Below are 17,311 nucleotides of genomic sequence, written 5' to 3'. Positions count from 1 at the left end.
TCATGAAACCAAAAACCAATATCGTCTGGCTAAAAAGAGATTTGCGGTTAACAGACCACGCTCCTATGTATGAGGCAACTTGTAGGGATGAGCAATTTTTGGTGTTATATATATTTGAGCCTTCACTTATGAATGACAGTCACACTGATGAGCGACATTGGCGGTTCATCCAACAGTCCCTTTCAGATATAGAAAAAATATTAGCCAAGATGAATAAGCAAATTTCAATCGCTTATGGGGAGGCTGACCAAATTTTTCACGAAATTATAAATCAGTATGAGATTAAAAATATTTTCAGCCACGAAGAAACTGGACTTAAACTCACCTTTGAACGAGATAAAAAATTAAAAAAAAATTTTAATGCTGAAAAAATTCAATGGCATGAATATCAAACTAACGCTGTCATACGTGGATTAAATAATCGGAAAACATGGGAAAAGCAATGGGATAAAGTGATGCGTGACAAAATTAAGCCCATCAATCTAGCGAATGCCAATATTGTTTTTCATCGCTTCCCCATTTCGGGAATTCCTAAATTTGGAAATGATGTACATCATCAAGTCGGTGGCTGCTTTGCTGCACAAAATGAAATGAATGATTTTTTTGAAACTCGTGGGCATGATTACTTTAAATTTATTTCAAAGCCGGATAAAAGCAGAACAAGCTGTAGTCGACTTTCTCCCTATATTGCCTATGGAAATTTGAGTATGAGGGAAGTATATCAGACGCTTCTAAAGGCATGGAATAAGCCTGGATGGAGAAGATCAATGGCAGCTCTGTCCTCAAGGCTTCATTGGCACTGTCATTTTATTCAAAAGTATGAGAGTGAAATAGAAATTGAAGATTTACCCATCAATAGAGGTTATAAGAACTTTCCTTACAAAGTAATTAATTGTGAACACCAAGATTTTTTAGCTTGGGCCAACGGAGAAACAGGTTATCCCTTGATTGATGCCTCAATGCGTGCGTTAAAAAAAACGGGGTATATCAATTTTAGGATGCGAGCGATGGTGGTGAGCTTTGCATGCCATTACTACATGATTCATTGGAAATTGGTAGCAAGGCATTTAGCCACCCTATTTTTGGACTTTGAGCCTGGTATTCATTACCCACAAATTCAAATGCAGGCAGGAGTGACAGGAATTAACACCATCAGAATTTATAATCCCTCAAAACAGTTACAGGATCATGATTCTGACACAAAATTTATTAGAGATTGGGTTGACGAACTATCGAATCAGGATAAGGATTATATATTAGGGTTACCAGATAATAATTTTGATTTATTCTCTAACGACCAAAACTCATACCCAACACCAACTTATGATTTTTTTGAGAGAACTAAGTATGCCAAAAATCTTTTATGGCAATGGAAGAAAAGCGCTCAAGTCAAATCTTATAATTCAAAAATACTCTCGAGGCATGTGAAGGTTAGTCAGAGATAAATTTTCTGATGGAACTTATTTCTCAACCACCAGACTAATTTTTTTACAACAGGAAGTGAGTTACAAAATGAAAAAAACATTATTAGTACTATCTATAATTGCAGCTACAACCGCTCAGGCCGAACATCATAAAAAAGTGGAGTTAACCGACATAGACAAATGCTACATGAATGCAGTAGAAAAATATCCAGGGCATGTCCTTTCAATGGAATCTGAAATTGAAAAAGATCGCCTTATCTATGAATTCGATATCATGACAAAAGATGGAAAAGAGGTTGAGATTGAGTGTGATGCGAAAAACCATACACTGCATGACTTTGAGGTTGAATATAAAAAAGGAGATGAAGCGTTTACTAACGTTGCAAAAATCTCTGAAAGTGAAGCTGAAAAAATTGCCCTTGAGAAGTATAACGGCAAGATAGTTGACCGTGAATACTCAATAGAGGATGGAAATCCTGCCTATGAGTTTGATATTTATGTTGCTAAAAAAGGTCACGAATATGAGGTAGAAGTTGATGCAGTTACGGGTGAAATATTAGAAGTAGAAATGGAATTATATGATATTGGATCTGAAGATTAATTTGTTATAGATTTAAAAAAAAGGGAGTTAACTCCCTTTTTTTTTATTTCTAATCAATAATACAATCAAGTATTATAAAGAGATGACTAGAAATTCACCCCTCACCTCACCCCAAAGTTTCCTTGGTTTGTATTCAGGTTTGGGCTTGCTATTTTTAATCATAGGTTTTCTTCCTTTATTAGATGTTGCGCAACAAAAAAACTTGCTCACAGAAGGAGGTTTATTTGAAAGCCTAACGGTTTATTTGTATATTTTCTGCATTATTCTTATTTGTCTCAGATGGCCCTTGCAAAAAATACTTTCAAGTTGGTATCTATCTGCCCTAATTATTCTTTTTGCACTCCGTGAGCTTGACTATGATAAAGCGCACTTCACTCATGGCGTTCTTAAATCGAGACAGTATTTTTCAGATCTTGTTGGCCTACCAGAATTTTTAATATCGATCGTAATGCTCATATTTATCTTAACTGTATTGACCTTAATTGTTCTGAGAGAGAGACATAATTTCATTAAGGGGGTAGTTGATTTAAAGCAAAGTCAGCTTGCTGTTCTAGCCAGCATCATTCTCGTCATTGTTACAAAGACTATTGATGGGATGGAGAGAAAGTTTGGAATTGATTTATCGCCAGCTGGAGAAAGGTTTGCTCTTATTATTGAAGAGGTTGGAGAGATGGGTATCCCTATTATGTTTGCTATTGCAATATTTTCATGGCGGAACAAAACCCAGACTTGAGAGTCACTTATAGTACTTCAAACATTTTATATTATGTAATTTGAGTTCAGTTAAAATACATAATCTATTCTTATCTTTGATATAAATAAAGGCTTACATGTTTCAATGGTTTGAAAATTTAATTAACCCCTTCCCAAAGGACTTAATAGAGACCCCCCCTAAATCTTTATTAAAATTTGCTTGGTTATGCATTAAAGATATAAAAGTTTACGTTGGTTTGATGGCGATTTTAACTGCTGTTATAGCAAGTTTTGAGGCTATTCTTTATGCTATTTTAGGCAAACTAATTGACCTTATGGTAACAAGTGGTCCTGGTGAATTTTTTAATAATCACATGTCTTTTCTTTTTTTAATTGGGGCAATCATAATTGGTAGCACTTTTTTTGTTGCGCTAAGAACGATGGTAAAGCATCAAACGCTAGCGGGCACTTTTCCAATGAGGCTGAGATGGAACTTTCATCGACTGCTTTTAAATCAAAGTATTAATTTTTACAATAATGAGTTTTCTGGGAGAATCTCTGCCAAGGTAATGCAGACGACCATTGCCTTGAGGGACATGTGGTTTATATTATCCGATATTTTAGTTTTTGTAATTGTTTACATCGCTACCATGATTATCTTGGTTGGCAGCTTAAATACCTTGTTATATGCACCTTTTCTAATTTGGTTGACTGCGTACATCATCAGTCTTTTTTATTTTATTCCAAAGCTCGCAAAGCTATCAAAAAATCAAGCAGATGCTCGATCCATGATGACTGGCCGTATAACAGATGCCTATACTAATATAAGCACGGTTAAGCTTTTCTCTCATGCAGGTCGCGAGTCAAGTTATGCTAAAGATTCAATGAAAGATTTCCTTCATACCGTCACAATGCAAATGCGTAAGATAACAGCTATTCAGATTATAAATCATTTTCTGAGTATGTTTTTAATATTAGCAACGACTGGGACTGCTATTTATTTGTGGTCCAACAATGAAATAGCTATTGGTGTTGTAGCTGCTGCCTCTGCCATGTCACTGAGATTGAATGGCATATCACATTGGGTGATGTGGGAAATGACATCACTTTATGAACAGATAGGTATTGGTCAAGATGGCCTCAATATGCTTTCAAAAAAACAAATTGTGAACGATAAACCCAATGCGTCCACTATTGATATTAAAAAAGCATCTATTTCATACAAAGATGTTTATTTTTCATATCACGAGAATGATAGCTTTTTTTCTAAGTTTAATTTAAATATAAAGAATGGGGAGCGGGTTGGTATCGTTGGTAGATCTGGTGCTGGAAAGTCTTCCTTAGTAAATTTATTACTTAGATTCTATGAATTAAATTCAGGTGAGATCTTAATAAACAATAAAAATATCACTTCAATGACCCAAGACAGCTTGAGATCTAATATTGCAATGGTGACACAAGACACATCCTTACTGCATCGGTCCATCGAAGATAATATTGCCTACAGCAAACCAAGCTCTTCAGATAAAGAAATTGTTATGGCTGCTAAGAAAGCACAAGCGCATGAATTTATTATGGGCCTCAAAGATCAATACGGAAATATTGGCTATAAATCATTAGTTGGGGAAAGAGGTGTAAAGCTTTCGGGTGGTCAGAAACAAAGAATTGCCATAGCTAGAGTGATTCTTAAGAACGCCCCTATATTATTGCTCGATGAAGCGACAAGCGCATTGGATTCAGGAGTAGAAGCAATTATTCAAGAAAGCTTAGATATCCTTATGAAGGGGAAGACCGTCATTGCCATAGCGCATCGATTATCAACTATTGCAGCAATGGATCGACTGATTGTTATGGATAATGGCAAAATTATTGAAGATGGTAATCATAAGGCGCTCTTGAAGAAAAATGGTCTTTATTACGATTTGTGGCAACACCAGAGTGGAGGATTTATTGGTGATTAAATTAAAATTGGGAAAAATTCACAATCTAGAGTTCTCCAAATTTAATGATTATCCTTACTTGGCAAACTTGTTTAATTGTGTATATTATTTATTAAGTCTTAAGAAATTTTTTTTGAGATTGTATTTTTTTAGTTTTGTATTTTTTATTAATTTTGTTAGGTGATTGCAATTGAAATATTTTAGTATTACTAGTTTTTTTGGCATTTTATTTTATTTATTAAGTTTCCAGGTTTTAGCAGGCAATATAGAGGCTGGTAAAATTCGATATGATAAAACATGTATTAATTGTCATGGTCCTGCAGGTAAAGGCGCTGCTAGTTATCCAAAAATTTCCGGTAAAGAAATCCCATACATAACTGATAAGCTTGAGACTTATCGATCTGGAACTAAGATCGGTCCGAATTCAGGGTTAATGATTATGATGGCAAAACCTCTTACGGATGAAGAAATTGCTGATTTAGCAGCATATTTAAAGGATGCAAAATATGAAGTTAACAACTAGGAGAAAAGTAACATGAAATTATTAAGTAAATTTGGCTTAGTATTTTCTGCATTAATTTCTGCTGCAACATTCACGTCAACAGCAGTTTATGCAGATGATCACGGCTCTAAGGGAATGAATGTTCCTAAGATCGGATCTATGGTAGTAATGTCTGGGTTGGAAAATCCATGGGATATGGCTTTTACTGCAGATGGTTCTATGTTTTACACTGAAAAATGTAAAGGTCTTTCAGTAAAAACAGCATCAGGAAAAGTAAACGCACTTTATGGAATGAAAGATTCTAAAGGTTATAAAAGTGCTGGAAATGATCTATTTTGTAGTGGTCAAGCGGGTATGTTAGGTGTTGTTTTAGACCCTAATTTCAAGAAGAACAATACAATTTATGTGTATTCAACTTCATCAAAGTATCATGGATCTGGCTGTAAAACTAACTTTGAAAAATGTGACGGAAATATCGTCATGAAATTTAAAGTGAATAAAGATCTAACAAAAGTATCTGGTCGTACTGACATTGTGAAAGACATTCAATATAAACCATTTGAATCTAACCAACCTTTTGGTGGTCCAGGTGCTCACAATGGTGGAAGAATGGCCTTTGGCCCAGAAGGATATCTTTGGGTAGGTACAGGCGATCGTCATAGAGGTGTATGTCCTCAAGATAACTCTTTAGTATGTGGTGTCGTTCTAAGAATTGATGCTGATGGTAAAGGTCATCCTAAAAACAAAATCAAAGCGGATAAACGTTTTTATACATATGGTCATAGAAATGTTCAAGGTATTGATTTCCGTCCTACAGATGGTCAAGCATTTACTGCTGAACATGGCCCATGGCATAACGACGAAATTACTGCGCTAGTAAATGGTGGTAATGGTGGTTGGGATCCTGCAGAAAAAAGAGCGGGTAGAGGTGCTTGTCCAGATAAATACTGTGGTTATGAGCCAAATCAAATGGAAGGTATGACACCTGCTGTTCGTGCTGCATACACACCAATGAGTGATACTCGTTTTGATGACCTCATGTTCCCTGCTTGGCAAAACAATGGTTATTCACAAGGAACTGGTTCTGCTGCTTTCTTAACAGGTAATAACTGGGGTATTTATGAAAACCGTCTAGCAACTGGCATCATGGGTATTGGTTTTGGTGGTACACCAGGTGGCATGCGTATCGATATTGTTGATATTGCACCTGATGGATTATCAGTTAAGAGTGTTATCCATATGCCTGTTGGCGTTTCAAAGAGATTTCGTGGTCTAGAAATGGGTCCTGATAACGCTCTTTATGCGACAACTGACGAAGGTGAAATTTATAAAATTTCAGCTATGTAGTTTTAGAATATTTATGTAGTCTTTACACTACTGGAATATATGAAAAAACCCTCATTGAATTTTAATGAGGGTTTTTTTACATCTGACTATTTACAAAGCATTTAAAAGTGCCATCTAATACATTATTTTTGGACCCCTCTTTATTTATATAATCTGTTTTGATGTTTATTATTTCGAAACGAGTTCCGCAAACCTCATTCACTTTATTTTGAAAAACTTCCCTTAATTTTTTTTCAGAAGTCTTGGCATCACCTTTGATTAGAAAATTATATTTATCAGAACCTTGAGGTGATAATTTTGTTTCTAAGCTTCTCGCCTTGCTTGTTACAACTAGTGATAGTGCTAATAAAAAAATCAGGCTTATTTTTTTCATATGATTAATTAGGTGCAAGCAAATAGAGGTGGTTCAAAAAAATTTAGCGGTCTTTTTACGCTTACTTGTTACTTGCACTTACCTTTAAATTTTGTTGAAGTTGTAAAACTGCTCCCGTCACAAGCCCCAATTCTTTTAGCTGTGGATTCAATCATGCCATTAGAGCGATTCAGTTTTACGTTTAATAAAGAAGTGTCACATTCATTGCTAACTTGAGTGGTTTCTAAAATAACCTGGGCGTCTTCTTTGACATATTTCGACTCACCTTTAATAGCGCCATAATCAAATGTCTTACTTTTATAAGTCATTGAATCTATAATGATAGAATCATTTTTGACTTGAAGCGTGAGCGAAGTTTTAGATGTATTTTCTAACACATCATTTCTATAGTTACTCTCCTCACCTTCACAAACTAATTTAAAGTCATCAGCTAGAACAAAGTTGGGAATCGTTAATGCGATAAGCAGTAGTTTTTTCATGCTTTCATTCTACCTGATATTCAGGGTTTGCCTCCAACCATTCTTTCTCAGTGACGCCTGCCTCACAAGCTAAACATTTTGGGACGAGACCACGGCAACAGGCTCTAGGCGCTTTCTTGCTTAATGCTGACCAATGTAGACTACACTTATAATCGCAGATCACCATTGATTGATGACTTTGTTGTTTACATTTTGTTTGCGCTGTATCTATCCCTGTATAGGGCTCGCAAAGCATAATCATTTTATCTATAGGGTAATCTTCTTTACTAGAGTCATATATTAATCTTCCTTGGTAGGCATTTGACTCACTTGGGATATAGAACTCTGAACTTTTGTCATGAGCCATCGCACAAGTAGTGATTGCAATAATAAAGCAGAGGAGTATTAAATATTTCATTCGAATATTAAGTCATTTTTTATTTAATTATATCTAACTCAATGAGTCATACCAAACCGCGAGGGCGTTCCAATCAATTAATGACCAAATTCCAAATAGGACGCCAAAGACGATAAACAGACTGATTAAGTAACCCTTCACTTTGTTATCGGGCTTCCTTTGCTTTTTTTTCTAATTGCTTGATCATGTTTTGATCACTACAAATATAATTTTCATATTTTGTTTGGGCACAGGTTTCATAATTAGGCAACATTAAGCAGGTATTCAAATAGCCCTCGTAGGCTTCTTTATCATAGAAACATGAAACAGATGGCTTAACATATTCGATCTTTAAACCTTGGTCATTAGTAAAAACTTCTTTACTCTGTCCCAGTATTGGGATTATTAATGTAAGTAGAAATAATTTTTTCATTTAATCACCTAGAATACATCTTCCTTGCTCAGGCACATTTTCAAATGTCTTTAGGGTCACTGAGTACTTTATTCGTACATTTGGATTGCTTGATTCCCATAAACAACCCATACCTTCATCCCTGTAAACTAAATAATAGTACATAGAAAGCCATTTATTATTTGACATAAAATGACAGCCGTAAGGCTTTGTATGCAAAATTGAAATTCGTTTTTTATTTGGATCGTCTTCGCCCTCAAGCTGCCAAGACATATCTGCTATACATTCTTCTCTAGTCTTGTAAGATGTAAACCAAAATTCTTGTTTTTGAGTCTCTTTATTCGTTGCATAACTCCCCCAACTATTATTTGCTTGATGATCAGAACAAGAGATCAGTGGCAATAATAAAAATAATAAAAAAAGTTTTTTCATTTAATTTGTTTTTACATTACAAGCATTATTTATTGCTACTATAAGATTATTTTCAGCTGTATCTACTATTTTTTCCAAGACTCTTACGTTCTTATCAATGATGTTTAGATTTTCTTGCATTCTGTCAATCTTAACATTACTTTTATTTAGCTCTACTACGACATCCCAGTCATTGGCATAAGCTCTATCTATAACTACATTACTTGCGTTTAAGAACAAACCTGCTGCAATTGCACCAAGTAGTATCTTTGTTGTTTTATCTACTTTTAATTTCATATTATTTCTCCTTGTAAAGGTGTATGCACTATCACCTTATAGCTAGCCTAACCTATTGTTTTATTTACATTTTAATCAATAGATAATGTGTATAGCATAGTGTATTTTAGGGTGCAAATTTAGTCAAATGTATTTGATGTGCGCTCAAGTTTTATATAATTAATACCACCCAAACATAACGGAGTAGTAATTAAAAATTTAAAGTAAGCAACTATTTTAGGCTCACACGCAGTTATGGGAGTTCTTTGAGATAAGAACAGCTGGTGCACGCACACCGTAGTGTTTTTCACCTTAATTATAAAAAAACTATAAGTGTTCAGGCGGTATTACATTTTTAATATACGCCCGTTATTTTACAATTGCTAGTTTGAGCCTAAAATTAAGTGGGAATTATCCAAGGAATTAAACCCAAAATTATTAAAACAAGAGCCAGCACTAAAAGTAATTTGTTTAGTTTAATATCAGTCCTTTAGTTTTCTCTTATCTGATTGTTTATTAAAATAAGCGATGAGACATATCAGGATAAATAAAGCAATCAACATAACAAAGACTGCGATATATAGCATTGATGATTCCATACTAGTCTTTATCAGCCTCTTCGGTTTTTTTAATGTCTGAGTTTGCTGGAAGCATTTTTTCACCATCCCATCTTTGTCCACACCAACAAACACCTTCAGCGTTGATTATACAAGTACCACTTCCACAACAACGTTTATCTTCCATCATGTAATTCCTCAGCAAATAATCTTAAGTATTAAATACTAATATAGGTTATAGTATTTTGAAATTTATGGGAGATAATAAGATGAATAAAAATACTAAGCTTCTATTACTCGTTATATCAGCTTTAGTATTAATTGTAATATTTAGAGAAGAAATTAAGCTTGTCTTAACAATCATTGGAGTCTTTGTGGTAGCGGGATTGATATTACAATGGCTTGACAAAAATAAGGATTAAAAGCTCATAAACAACAAAATCCTGATTCACCTATTGGAGCACATAAAATAGACTTCTCTACCTCCTGTTTAATGTTTATGTGCTCTGGCTCAGCCATAACCTCAGTTCCACAGCTAACGGATATCATCGTTATAGAAAGTAATATGAATTTCATTAGTTATCTGTACTAATAACAATAGATTTTAATATTTTCTCGCATTTGAATCTTCAGTTTTGTCATAATCTTTATTTGATTCTTTTGCATAGCATCCTGTAACAAGAACAGCTAATGCCAACATAGCTAAAAACTTTTTCATCTACCTTTCCTTTTTTTAATTTAAAAATTTGAACATCACTTAACTCGACAAATATTTGTAATTGAAGTTCGAGAAGAAAGATAAAATAGAGAATAAATCTCCCCTTAGGAGGGGGATGCTTTATCCCCTGATAATTACCCTAACCTATTGTTTTAGTTACATTTTAATCAATGATTAATGTGTACTGACAAGTGTATTTTAGGGTGGGAATTTAGTCAAGTGTGATGGTTATGTGTCTAAATAAACTACCGGCTTTATTCCATCAACGTAGATATAAAATTAACCATTTTTATTTACCTATCGACTTAATAATGAGTTAAGTAATACAAGTAACTTTCTTCTAAAATGAAGACCAACTGTAAACATGCTTTGTCATAAATAGGTTGTCCTATCCTCTTAATTAATTTTTATATAATTAAAATAGTTTGCATACTAACTATTAGTGTGCTAATAATATTATAAGTCTGGAAATAAAAGGCTACGTTTAATTTTTTTTAGGGAGAAAAAAATGCAAAAAAAATTTCTAGGATCTATTTTATCTATTTTAATCATTTGTTGTTTTTCATTGGTTGCCAAAAGCGATCATCATGAAGAAGAATCTATTTATACTCAATTGGGTGGTACTTATAATATCGCTCTAACAGTGGATTGGTTGGTAGATAATATTTATGTAAACAGGGCATTAAATAAAAATCCTGCATTAAAAGCAGTTCATGATGCAGCTTATACCAAACCTGGATTTAAGGTGATGCTTACTAACTGGGTCGTAGCAAGAACCGGCGGGCCTAAAATTTATCAACCTGATGAATTTGGGCGTGGTAAAAATATGAAAGACTCTCACCCTCATCTTAATATTACGGACCGTGAATTTGATATTATTATGATTGAATGTCTGGAAACATTTTATCAATTTGATGTACCAGATCATTTAATTAAACTTATTATGGCTGATCTTCAAAGTTTTAGAAATGTCATTGTTACCAAGCCGACTAAAGGATATAAAAGCCCTTACAATAGCCCATACAATGGTCTCAAGTAAGAAGTTTTACAAAACAAAAAGGCTATCAATGATAGCCTTTTTTTTATTTCAAATATTTTTTTATTTACATTTGTTGAGTTTTAAATCTTCTTTATCCGCATCATTAATTGTCATTGCATCTGTTAAATCATTCAAACTATTTTTTAATAAATTAAATTCTTCTGGATTAAGATGCGTCTGACAGGCAACCTTATGTTGTATTTTGGCAACCTCATCTTCTAAATCTATCCCCTTTTTTGTTAATTTGATTAAAATAATTCTTTCATCCTGTTTTGATCGTGATTTTTTTATAAGCTTCTTAGTTTCTAGTTTTTTTAAAATAGGTGTGATTGTAGGGAGATCTAACTTCAATATTTTCGCAATATCTGTGATATTTTTACAGTCGCCTTCCCATAGCGTAATAAGGACCAAATATTGCGAATAAGTAATATCTAATTCTTTAAAGTAAAAACGATAAAAGCGTGTAACTGCATTAGTTGCTGAATAAAGAGCAAAACACAATTGATTATCAAGAAGTAAGTTTGGGTATTTATGCATAGGTTTAAGTATAAAAGTTTTTTAAATAAGCTTTGAAAGCTGGTTAATTAATGTTTTATTTTAGCATCTAGGAGTATAAGTAAAAAAACCTTCATTAGGAATTAAATAGTAGTGGTGCCCTCGGCACGATTCGAACGTGCGACCCTCCCCTTAGGAGGGGGATGCTCTATCCCCTGATAACTACCTTAACCTATTGTTTTAATTACACTTTAATCAATAGTTAATGTGTATTTTTAGTATATAAGATTAAATTAGATTTGTGTTTATATTCTTTAAATTTTTTCGAAATAAATCTAACTCCCCACCTAATATTTTTTTTACCTGTTCTTGAGCTTTACTCCAATGCGGAAATACATTACTTAAAACCTTATTACCTTCTGCAGTTAGATCAATATATGAAAATCTACCATCCGAACCCGTATTTGATTTTACCCATCCTGCTTTTTTGAGGACATTAAGGTTTCTAGATAATGTGGTTCTCTCCATTTTTAATAGATTTGATATCTTGTTAATTGATCCATCATCAACTTGAGATATTGTGACTAAGATGGATACTTGATTTGCATTGATTTTTTCACCAGATGCTTTGAGGTGCTTGTTATATATTTGTGAAATATTTCTCGATGATTGTCTCATGCTAGCGCATAAGCAATTTGTGAGCTCTAACCTTTTTTTATTTTCTATATCCATATAACTTGTTTACAAACTTTATTTTTTATTATACATTATAACATTATGTGTATATACACTTATTAAGAGGATAAAAAAATTGCAATCAATAAAAAAATTTAATTTAAATGATGCGACATTCATTAGATATACCGAACAAGGATCTGGTCAGCCTTTACTTTTGCTGCATACCATTAGAAATCGATTAGAGTACTCAGATCTACTATTACCTTATCTAACTAAAAAATTTAAAGTCTATGTTATCGACCTACCTGGTCACGGAGACTCTCCCATCAATAAAAAAACAAACTATGACCAAACCTTCTTGACTGACTCTATTGTGTCATTTATTGAAAAATTAAACTTAAGAAATCTAACTATTGCGGGTGAGTCAATTGGAGCTGTTTTAGCGGCAACTATTGCAAAAAAAATACCTAGTCGAATTAAAAAAATATTTTCTTTCAATGCCTATGACTATGACAAGAGATTTGCACAAGGTGTGATGAGAGGAAATTTTGCAGCAACCTTTTTACTATTTCATGTCAGCCTCCCCCTTGGGTTGGGTGTATTTTTTGCCAAATTAGAATCCTTTCCTACGTTATGGATGATCTTCCGAGGAGGAGTTCATAAAAAATCTGCGATTACAAGTAAATATATAAAACTTTTATGTACATCAACAAAGAAACCTGGGTTTATTTATCATGAGAGGAATGTCTTTCAGAACCACAAATCTTGGTTAAACGATGAATCTTTATATCAAGGTCTGAAGACACCCGTGAATCTAATTTATGGGGAAAGCGATTGGTCTAAACAAGATGAAAAATTAAATACGATGAAGGCATTAGGACTCAATTCTTTCCATACAATGAAAGAAACAGGTCATTTTTCCTTTTTGGAATCACCTAAAGAAGTATCTGAAATTATTTTAAATTAACTATCAATAAGGAAAAGTCATGGAAAAAATTGCATTTATAAGTGGAGCAAACCGAGGGATTGGTTTTGAGACATCAAAAAAATTAGCTGAAAAAGGTATAAAAGTTATATTAGGTTCAAGGGATATGGATAAGGGTAAAAAGGCTTTAGAAGCATTAGCAGCCCAGGGAATTGAGGCTGACTTAATTCAATATGATGCCGCAGATCTTGAAGCGCCTCAAAAGATTTATGATTATATTTCAGAGAAATATAACAAGTTAGATATTTTAGTAAATAATGCAGGTGTGCTTTTAACAGGAAATTTATTTGTTACTAACAGTACGACTGTTTCAGATAAAGACATAAAAGAAACATTTCAAACAAATCTTTTTTCTGTCATCTCTCTTACACAAGCATTACTTCCGCTCATAAAAAAATCTGATGCGGGAAGAATAGTAAATGTTTCAACTATTTTAAGTTCATTAACCCTTCATACAACTGAAAACTCACCCATCGCACCAGCAAAAGAGTTTGCTTATAACGCCTCAAAAACAGCACTTAATGCATTTACAATTCATCTTGCATTAGAATTAAAAGATACAAATATAAAAGTTAATTCGGGGCATCCAGGATGGGTAAAAACAGAATTGGGTGGTCCAAATGCTCCTATGGAAGTAAAAGATAGTTATGAAACTTCATTGTATTTGGCCACACTAGACAAGGATGGTCCAAGCGGAGGTTTGTTTCACAAAGAAGAGACTTTACCTTGGTAAATAAATAACTTTTATTACTTTTTTTTATAAAAGTACGTGTATATACATATAATTATTCAGGAATAATATGATCAAAGAAACAGATAACAAAGCAACACGATTTTTTGAAATCGTTACCAAGATGCCAAAAACAATAATCCTTATTGGGTTAATATTCATTTGTCTAGCAACGGCTTTTGTACCTCAACTATACAAAGATACTACAGCGGATGCTTTCATCGCAAAGGACAACGTTGCACTCATTTACAAGGAAAAGGTCAAAGAGATTTTTGGCCTAGCAGACCCGATGGTCATCGCTATTATTAATGAGGACGGCATTTTCAATCCTGGAACATTACAGCTTATTTATGACTTAAATTCCCAAATTGAAAAACTTCCCAATGTAGATATAGATCGTGTCACAAGCCTAGCTACTGCAAGCAATATTTATGGTGATGAAGAAGGTATGATCGTAGAGGATTTCTTTAACCCCTACCCGCCTGAAACCCAAAGGGAAGCTGATAAGATCAAGGAAAGTATCGATAATTTCCCGCTTTATCAAGGAAGCCTTGTGGCACGTGACGGTACCGCAACCCTAATCGTTGCAGAGTTGATTGACGCAACACAGGCAGAGCAAACCTATAAAAACTTTATGGATCTGGCCGCCAATGCAAAGCTAAAAGCTGGTGAAGAAATCCATGTAGCTGGTGAAGGCGCCATCACAGGTTACCTTGGTGCCTATATTGATGCAGACGCCCAACGTCTGAACCCAATGGCAGGGATAATTATCACCCTGATCTTATTTGTGGCTTACCGCACACTTCGCAGTACAATTTTACCTAACGTGATTGTCGCAGCTACAATCGCAAGTGCTGTTGGCTTAATGGCAGCATTTGGTATTGCCTTCTTCGTGGTAACCAACGCACTAATCGTAATTTTGATCGGTATTTCTGTCGCAGACTCCATTCATGTTTTTAGTCAGTATTATCAAGAATATGCCAAACGCCCGGAAGCAAATGCCCGTGAAATTGTAATCCGGGCAATGGGGGAAATTTGGCGCCCCATTACTCTGACTACTTTAACTACCGTTGCTGGTTTCCTAGGCTTATATCTGGCATCTGAAATGCCCCCTTTTAGATATTTAGGCCTTTTCTCTGCCATCGGTGTGGTCGTGGCTTGGGTCTATTCCCTCACCTTACTCCCTGCAGCGCTTACTTTGTTAAAAGTGAAGTCAAGCAAAGCCTATAAAGTAAGTGCTCAAGGTGTTGTAGAAGTAGATGGCTTTGGTCGATTGATGGATAGATTAGGTAAAAAAGTGATCAATCATTCCAAACTGGTTGTTTTTTTAGGCATAAGCCTAATATTATTGGGAGCCTATGGAGCGACCAAGGTACAAGTGAATGAGGATCGTATTGATACCTTCTATGAGCAAGAGCCAATCCATATTGCAGACAAAATTATTAATAGCACCATGGACGGCACTAACAATCTGGACATTGTGATTGAAACTCCAAATCCAGAAGACCTGTTTGAGCCAGCAAATTTGCGTAAAATCGAAGCACTACAGGAATATGTGGAAACTTTACCAACAGTAGGTGGCTCAACTTCCGTAGCTGACTTTATTAAGCAAATGTATAAATCCCTAAATAACAGCGATGAAGCTTATTACATCATCCCAGAGAATAAGGAATTGATTGCACAACTCTTCCTTCTTTATAGCGCCAGTGGGGAGCCAACCGATTTTGAAGAAGAAATTGACTATGACTATCAACTCGCAAATATCCGGGTGAATATAGATACAGGTCTTTATTCGGAAAACAAAAGAGTAATTGATACCGTTCAGGTTTATATTGATGAGAATTTCAATGAAGCAGGCGTGATCAAGGCGACATTAAGTGGTCGCGTGAACTTAAACTATAACTGGGTTGGCAATATTGGAGAAAGCCACTTCTTAAGCGTCGGTATCGCTCTAGGATTAGTGCTGATCATGTCAGCCTTGTTATTTCGTTCTTTAATAGCAGGTGTTTTCTCCCTAATTCCGGTGATGGCATCAATCCTAATTATATACGCAGTGATGGGTCTGTTTGATATCTGGCTTGGTATCGGCACAAGTATGTTTGCAAGTGTTGCGATCGGCTTGGGGGTGGACTTTGCCATTCATACTATTGATCGTATCAAACTTCTCTTTGCAGAACGCTCATCTGAAAGCTTTGATGAAACAATCGCAAAGTTATTCCCATCAACAGGCCGTGCCTTGTTATTCAATTTCCTTGCGATTGGTTTGGGCTTTGGCGTGTTAATGTTCTCTGACGTGGTACCTTTATTCCGCTTCGGTGCCATCGTGCTATTCGCAATTTCGACAAGCTTTATTGCCAGCATGACCTTGCTGCCAGCCTTGATAAAAGTCACGCGTCCATCATTCATTAAGAATATGCCCCTAAAAAAATAAAACCCAAACTTAAAAATTAAGGATAAAAACTCATGAAAAATTTAACCAAAGTATTCGTTCTGACACTTGTATCTTCTGTATTATTTTTAAGCCCTGCTTCAGCCAACACGTTACCAGACGGTAAGGAATTGGTGAAACGTGTAAATGCCCTTGATGAAGGAGAGTTCGTTACTCGTAAAATTCATATGAAGATGATAGATAGACGCAATAAGGAGCGGGAACGTTTTACTGTCTCATTACGCAAGTATTTCGGTAAAGATAAGAAGTCGATTATCTTTTATGAAAAACCATCAAATGTGAAAGACACAGCCTTTCTTACCTTTGACTATAAAGATGTAATAAAAGACGATGATCAATGGCTATATCTTCCTGCTATGCGTAAGGTAAGACGTATTTCAGCCTCTGATCGTGGGGATTACTTCCTTGGCACAGACTTCACCTATGAGGACATCAAGAAAGAAGGCAAAATTGCTATCGAAGATTATTCCTTTGTCACCAAAGGTGAAGAAGTAGTCAATGGTATCAATACCTATGTAGTTGAGGCCACTGTTGAGGATCGTGAAGATGCCAAGGATCTGGGTCATTCCAAGGTTGTTATCTGGATTGACGGTGAAATCAACCTGATTCGTAAGTCTCTTTTTTTTGATCTGAAAGGGAATGAATTAAAGACCGTGACTACGTCCGATATACGTAAAGTGGATAATATCTGGACCCGCCATATTCTCAATGTGCAGAACCATAAAACAGGCCACAAAACGATCTTCACTTTTTCAGACGTAAATTACACCTCACCAGTGCCTGATCGCATCTTTACCAAGCAAGCCTTAAAGAAAGGTTTATAACG

Annotated in this window: 21 protein-coding genes; 12 read left to right on the top strand and 9 right to left on the bottom strand. The window is 34.9% G+C overall.

All coding sequences use genetic code 11. The annotated features are described in order from the left end of the window. Nucleotides 1-2: 2 nt before the first annotated feature. The 6 genes from K6112_07030 to K6112_07005 all read left to right on the top strand — a co-directional run bounded on the left by K6112_07030 (nucleotide 3) and on the right by K6112_07005 (nucleotide 6,507). Entirely contained in the window at nucleotides 3-1,445 is a 1,443-nt protein-coding gene (locus tag K6112_07030) for a deoxyribodipyrimidine photo-lyase (protein QZP17760.1), read from the top strand. Between the two features lie 67 nt (nucleotides 1,446-1,512). Further along, complete coding sequence (locus K6112_07025) at nucleotides 1,513-2,025, top strand: PepSY domain-containing protein (protein QZP17759.1); 513 nt, start codon at nucleotides 1,513-1,515, stop codon at nucleotides 2,023-2,025. A gap of 82 nt (nucleotides 2,026-2,107) precedes the next feature. Further along, a complete protein-coding gene (locus tag K6112_07020; protein ID QZP17758.1) occupies nucleotides 2,108-2,758 on the top strand; it encodes a hypothetical protein in 651 nt (216 codons plus the stop codon). A 97-nt stretch (nucleotides 2,759-2,855) separates the two neighbouring features. Then, nucleotides 2,856-4,679, top strand: coding sequence for an ABC transporter ATP-binding protein/permease (locus tag K6112_07015; GenBank protein ID QZP17757.1), 1,824 nt, complete (start codon nucleotides 2,856-2,858; stop codon nucleotides 4,677-4,679). Between the two features lie 169 nt (nucleotides 4,680-4,848). Continuing rightward, the gene (locus tag K6112_07010; protein ID QZP17756.1) at nucleotides 4,849-5,181 is read left to right on the top strand and encodes a c-type cytochrome; all 333 of its coding nucleotides are present in this window, start codon (nucleotides 4,849-4,851) and stop codon (nucleotides 5,179-5,181) included. A 114-nt stretch (nucleotides 5,182-5,295) separates the two neighbouring features. Next, the gene (locus K6112_07005; GenBank protein ID QZP18505.1) at nucleotides 5,296-6,507 is read left to right on the top strand and encodes a PQQ-dependent sugar dehydrogenase; all 1,212 of its coding nucleotides are present in this window, start codon (nucleotides 5,296-5,298) and stop codon (nucleotides 6,505-6,507) included. Between the two features lie 76 nt (nucleotides 6,508-6,583). Here the strand turns inward: K6112_07005 and K6112_07000 are convergent, their stop codons facing one another. From K6112_07000 to K6112_06970, 7 genes are all read right to left on the bottom strand, one after another. Beyond that, nucleotides 6,584-6,880: a hypothetical protein gene (locus K6112_07000; GenBank protein QZP17755.1), complete on the bottom strand. Its 297-nt coding sequence runs from the start codon at nucleotides 6,878-6,880 to the stop codon at nucleotides 6,584-6,586. A gap of 68 nt (nucleotides 6,881-6,948) precedes the next feature. Next, on the bottom strand, nucleotides 6,949-7,359 hold the full coding sequence (locus K6112_06995) for a hypothetical protein (GenBank protein ID QZP17754.1): 411 nt from the start codon (nucleotides 7,357-7,359) through the stop codon (nucleotides 6,949-6,951). 4 nt (nucleotides 7,360-7,363) lie between these two features. After that, on the bottom strand, nucleotides 7,364-7,756 hold the full coding sequence (locus tag K6112_06990; protein ID QZP17753.1) for a hypothetical protein: 393 nt from the start codon (nucleotides 7,754-7,756) through the stop codon (nucleotides 7,364-7,366). A 145-nt stretch (nucleotides 7,757-7,901) separates the two neighbouring features. Further along, nucleotides 7,902-8,168: a hypothetical protein gene (locus tag K6112_06985; protein QZP17752.1), complete on the bottom strand. Its 267-nt coding sequence runs from the start codon at nucleotides 8,166-8,168 to the stop codon at nucleotides 7,902-7,904. Next, nucleotides 8,169-8,579 (bottom strand): hypothetical protein, encoded by a 411-nt coding sequence (locus K6112_06980; GenBank protein QZP17751.1) that lies wholly within the window; start codon nucleotides 8,577-8,579, stop codon nucleotides 8,169-8,171. Beyond that, on the bottom strand, nucleotides 8,580-8,855 hold the full coding sequence (locus K6112_06975) for a hypothetical protein (protein ID QZP17750.1): 276 nt from the start codon (nucleotides 8,853-8,855) through the stop codon (nucleotides 8,580-8,582). Nucleotides 8,856-9,434: 579 nt separating this feature from the next. Further along, on the bottom strand, nucleotides 9,435-9,581 hold the full coding sequence (locus K6112_06970) for a hypothetical protein (protein QZP18506.1): 147 nt from the start codon (nucleotides 9,579-9,581) through the stop codon (nucleotides 9,435-9,437). 79 nt (nucleotides 9,582-9,660) lie between these two features. Here K6112_06970 and K6112_06965 point away from each other — a divergent pair, with 79 nt between their 5' ends. Both K6112_06965 and K6112_06960 read left to right on the top strand, forming a co-directional pair. Then, nucleotides 9,661-9,813, top strand: coding sequence for a hypothetical protein (locus K6112_06965; GenBank protein ID QZP17749.1), 153 nt, complete (start codon nucleotides 9,661-9,663; stop codon nucleotides 9,811-9,813). A gap of 804 nt (nucleotides 9,814-10,617) precedes the next feature. Further along, the gene (locus tag K6112_06960) at nucleotides 10,618-11,148 is read left to right on the top strand and encodes a group 1 truncated hemoglobin (GenBank protein QZP17748.1); all 531 of its coding nucleotides are present in this window, start codon (nucleotides 10,618-10,620) and stop codon (nucleotides 11,146-11,148) included. A gap of 60 nt (nucleotides 11,149-11,208) precedes the next feature. On the opposite strand, the gene K6112_06955 is transcribed toward K6112_06960, so the two are convergent. Both K6112_06955 and K6112_06950 read right to left on the bottom strand, forming a co-directional pair. Then, nucleotides 11,209-11,685, bottom strand: a complete 477-nt coding sequence (locus tag K6112_06955) for a MarR family transcriptional regulator (protein QZP17747.1) — start codon at nucleotides 11,683-11,685, stop codon at nucleotides 11,209-11,211. A gap of 246 nt (nucleotides 11,686-11,931) precedes the next feature. Continuing rightward, nucleotides 11,932-12,321 carry a MarR family winged helix-turn-helix transcriptional regulator gene (locus K6112_06950; GenBank protein ID QZP17746.1) on the bottom strand — a complete coding sequence of 130 codons (390 nt, stop codon included), beginning with the start codon at nucleotides 12,319-12,321 and terminating at the stop codon, nucleotides 11,932-11,934. 133 nt (nucleotides 12,322-12,454) lie between these two features. Here K6112_06950 and K6112_06945 point away from each other — a divergent pair, with 133 nt between their 5' ends. The 4 genes from K6112_06945 (at nucleotide 12,455) to K6112_06930 (ending at nucleotide 17,309) form a co-directional block, all read left to right on the top strand. Then, entirely contained in the window at nucleotides 12,455-13,288 is an 834-nt protein-coding gene (locus K6112_06945; GenBank protein QZP17745.1) for an alpha/beta hydrolase, read from the top strand. A 19-nt stretch (nucleotides 13,289-13,307) separates the two neighbouring features. Beyond that, the gene (locus K6112_06940; protein ID QZP17744.1) at nucleotides 13,308-14,039 is read left to right on the top strand and encodes an SDR family oxidoreductase; all 732 of its coding nucleotides are present in this window, start codon (nucleotides 13,308-13,310) and stop codon (nucleotides 14,037-14,039) included. A 67-nt stretch (nucleotides 14,040-14,106) separates the two neighbouring features. After that, nucleotides 14,107-16,467, top strand: a complete 2,361-nt coding sequence (locus K6112_06935; GenBank protein QZP17743.1) for an MMPL family transporter — start codon at nucleotides 14,107-14,109, stop codon at nucleotides 16,465-16,467. Between the two features lie 32 nt (nucleotides 16,468-16,499). Continuing rightward, entirely contained in the window at nucleotides 16,500-17,309 is an 810-nt protein-coding gene (locus tag K6112_06930) for an outer membrane lipoprotein-sorting protein (protein QZP17742.1), read from the top strand. Nucleotides 17,310-17,311: the final 2 nt, after the last annotated feature.

The organism is Methylophilales bacterium (genome assembly GCA_019823025.1).
Classification (GTDB): Bacteria; Pseudomonadota; Gammaproteobacteria; order Burkholderiales; family Methylophilaceae; genus BACL14.
The sequence above is the reverse complement of the archived record's forward strand: the minus strand, read 5'-3'. Positions and strand labels throughout refer to the sequence as shown.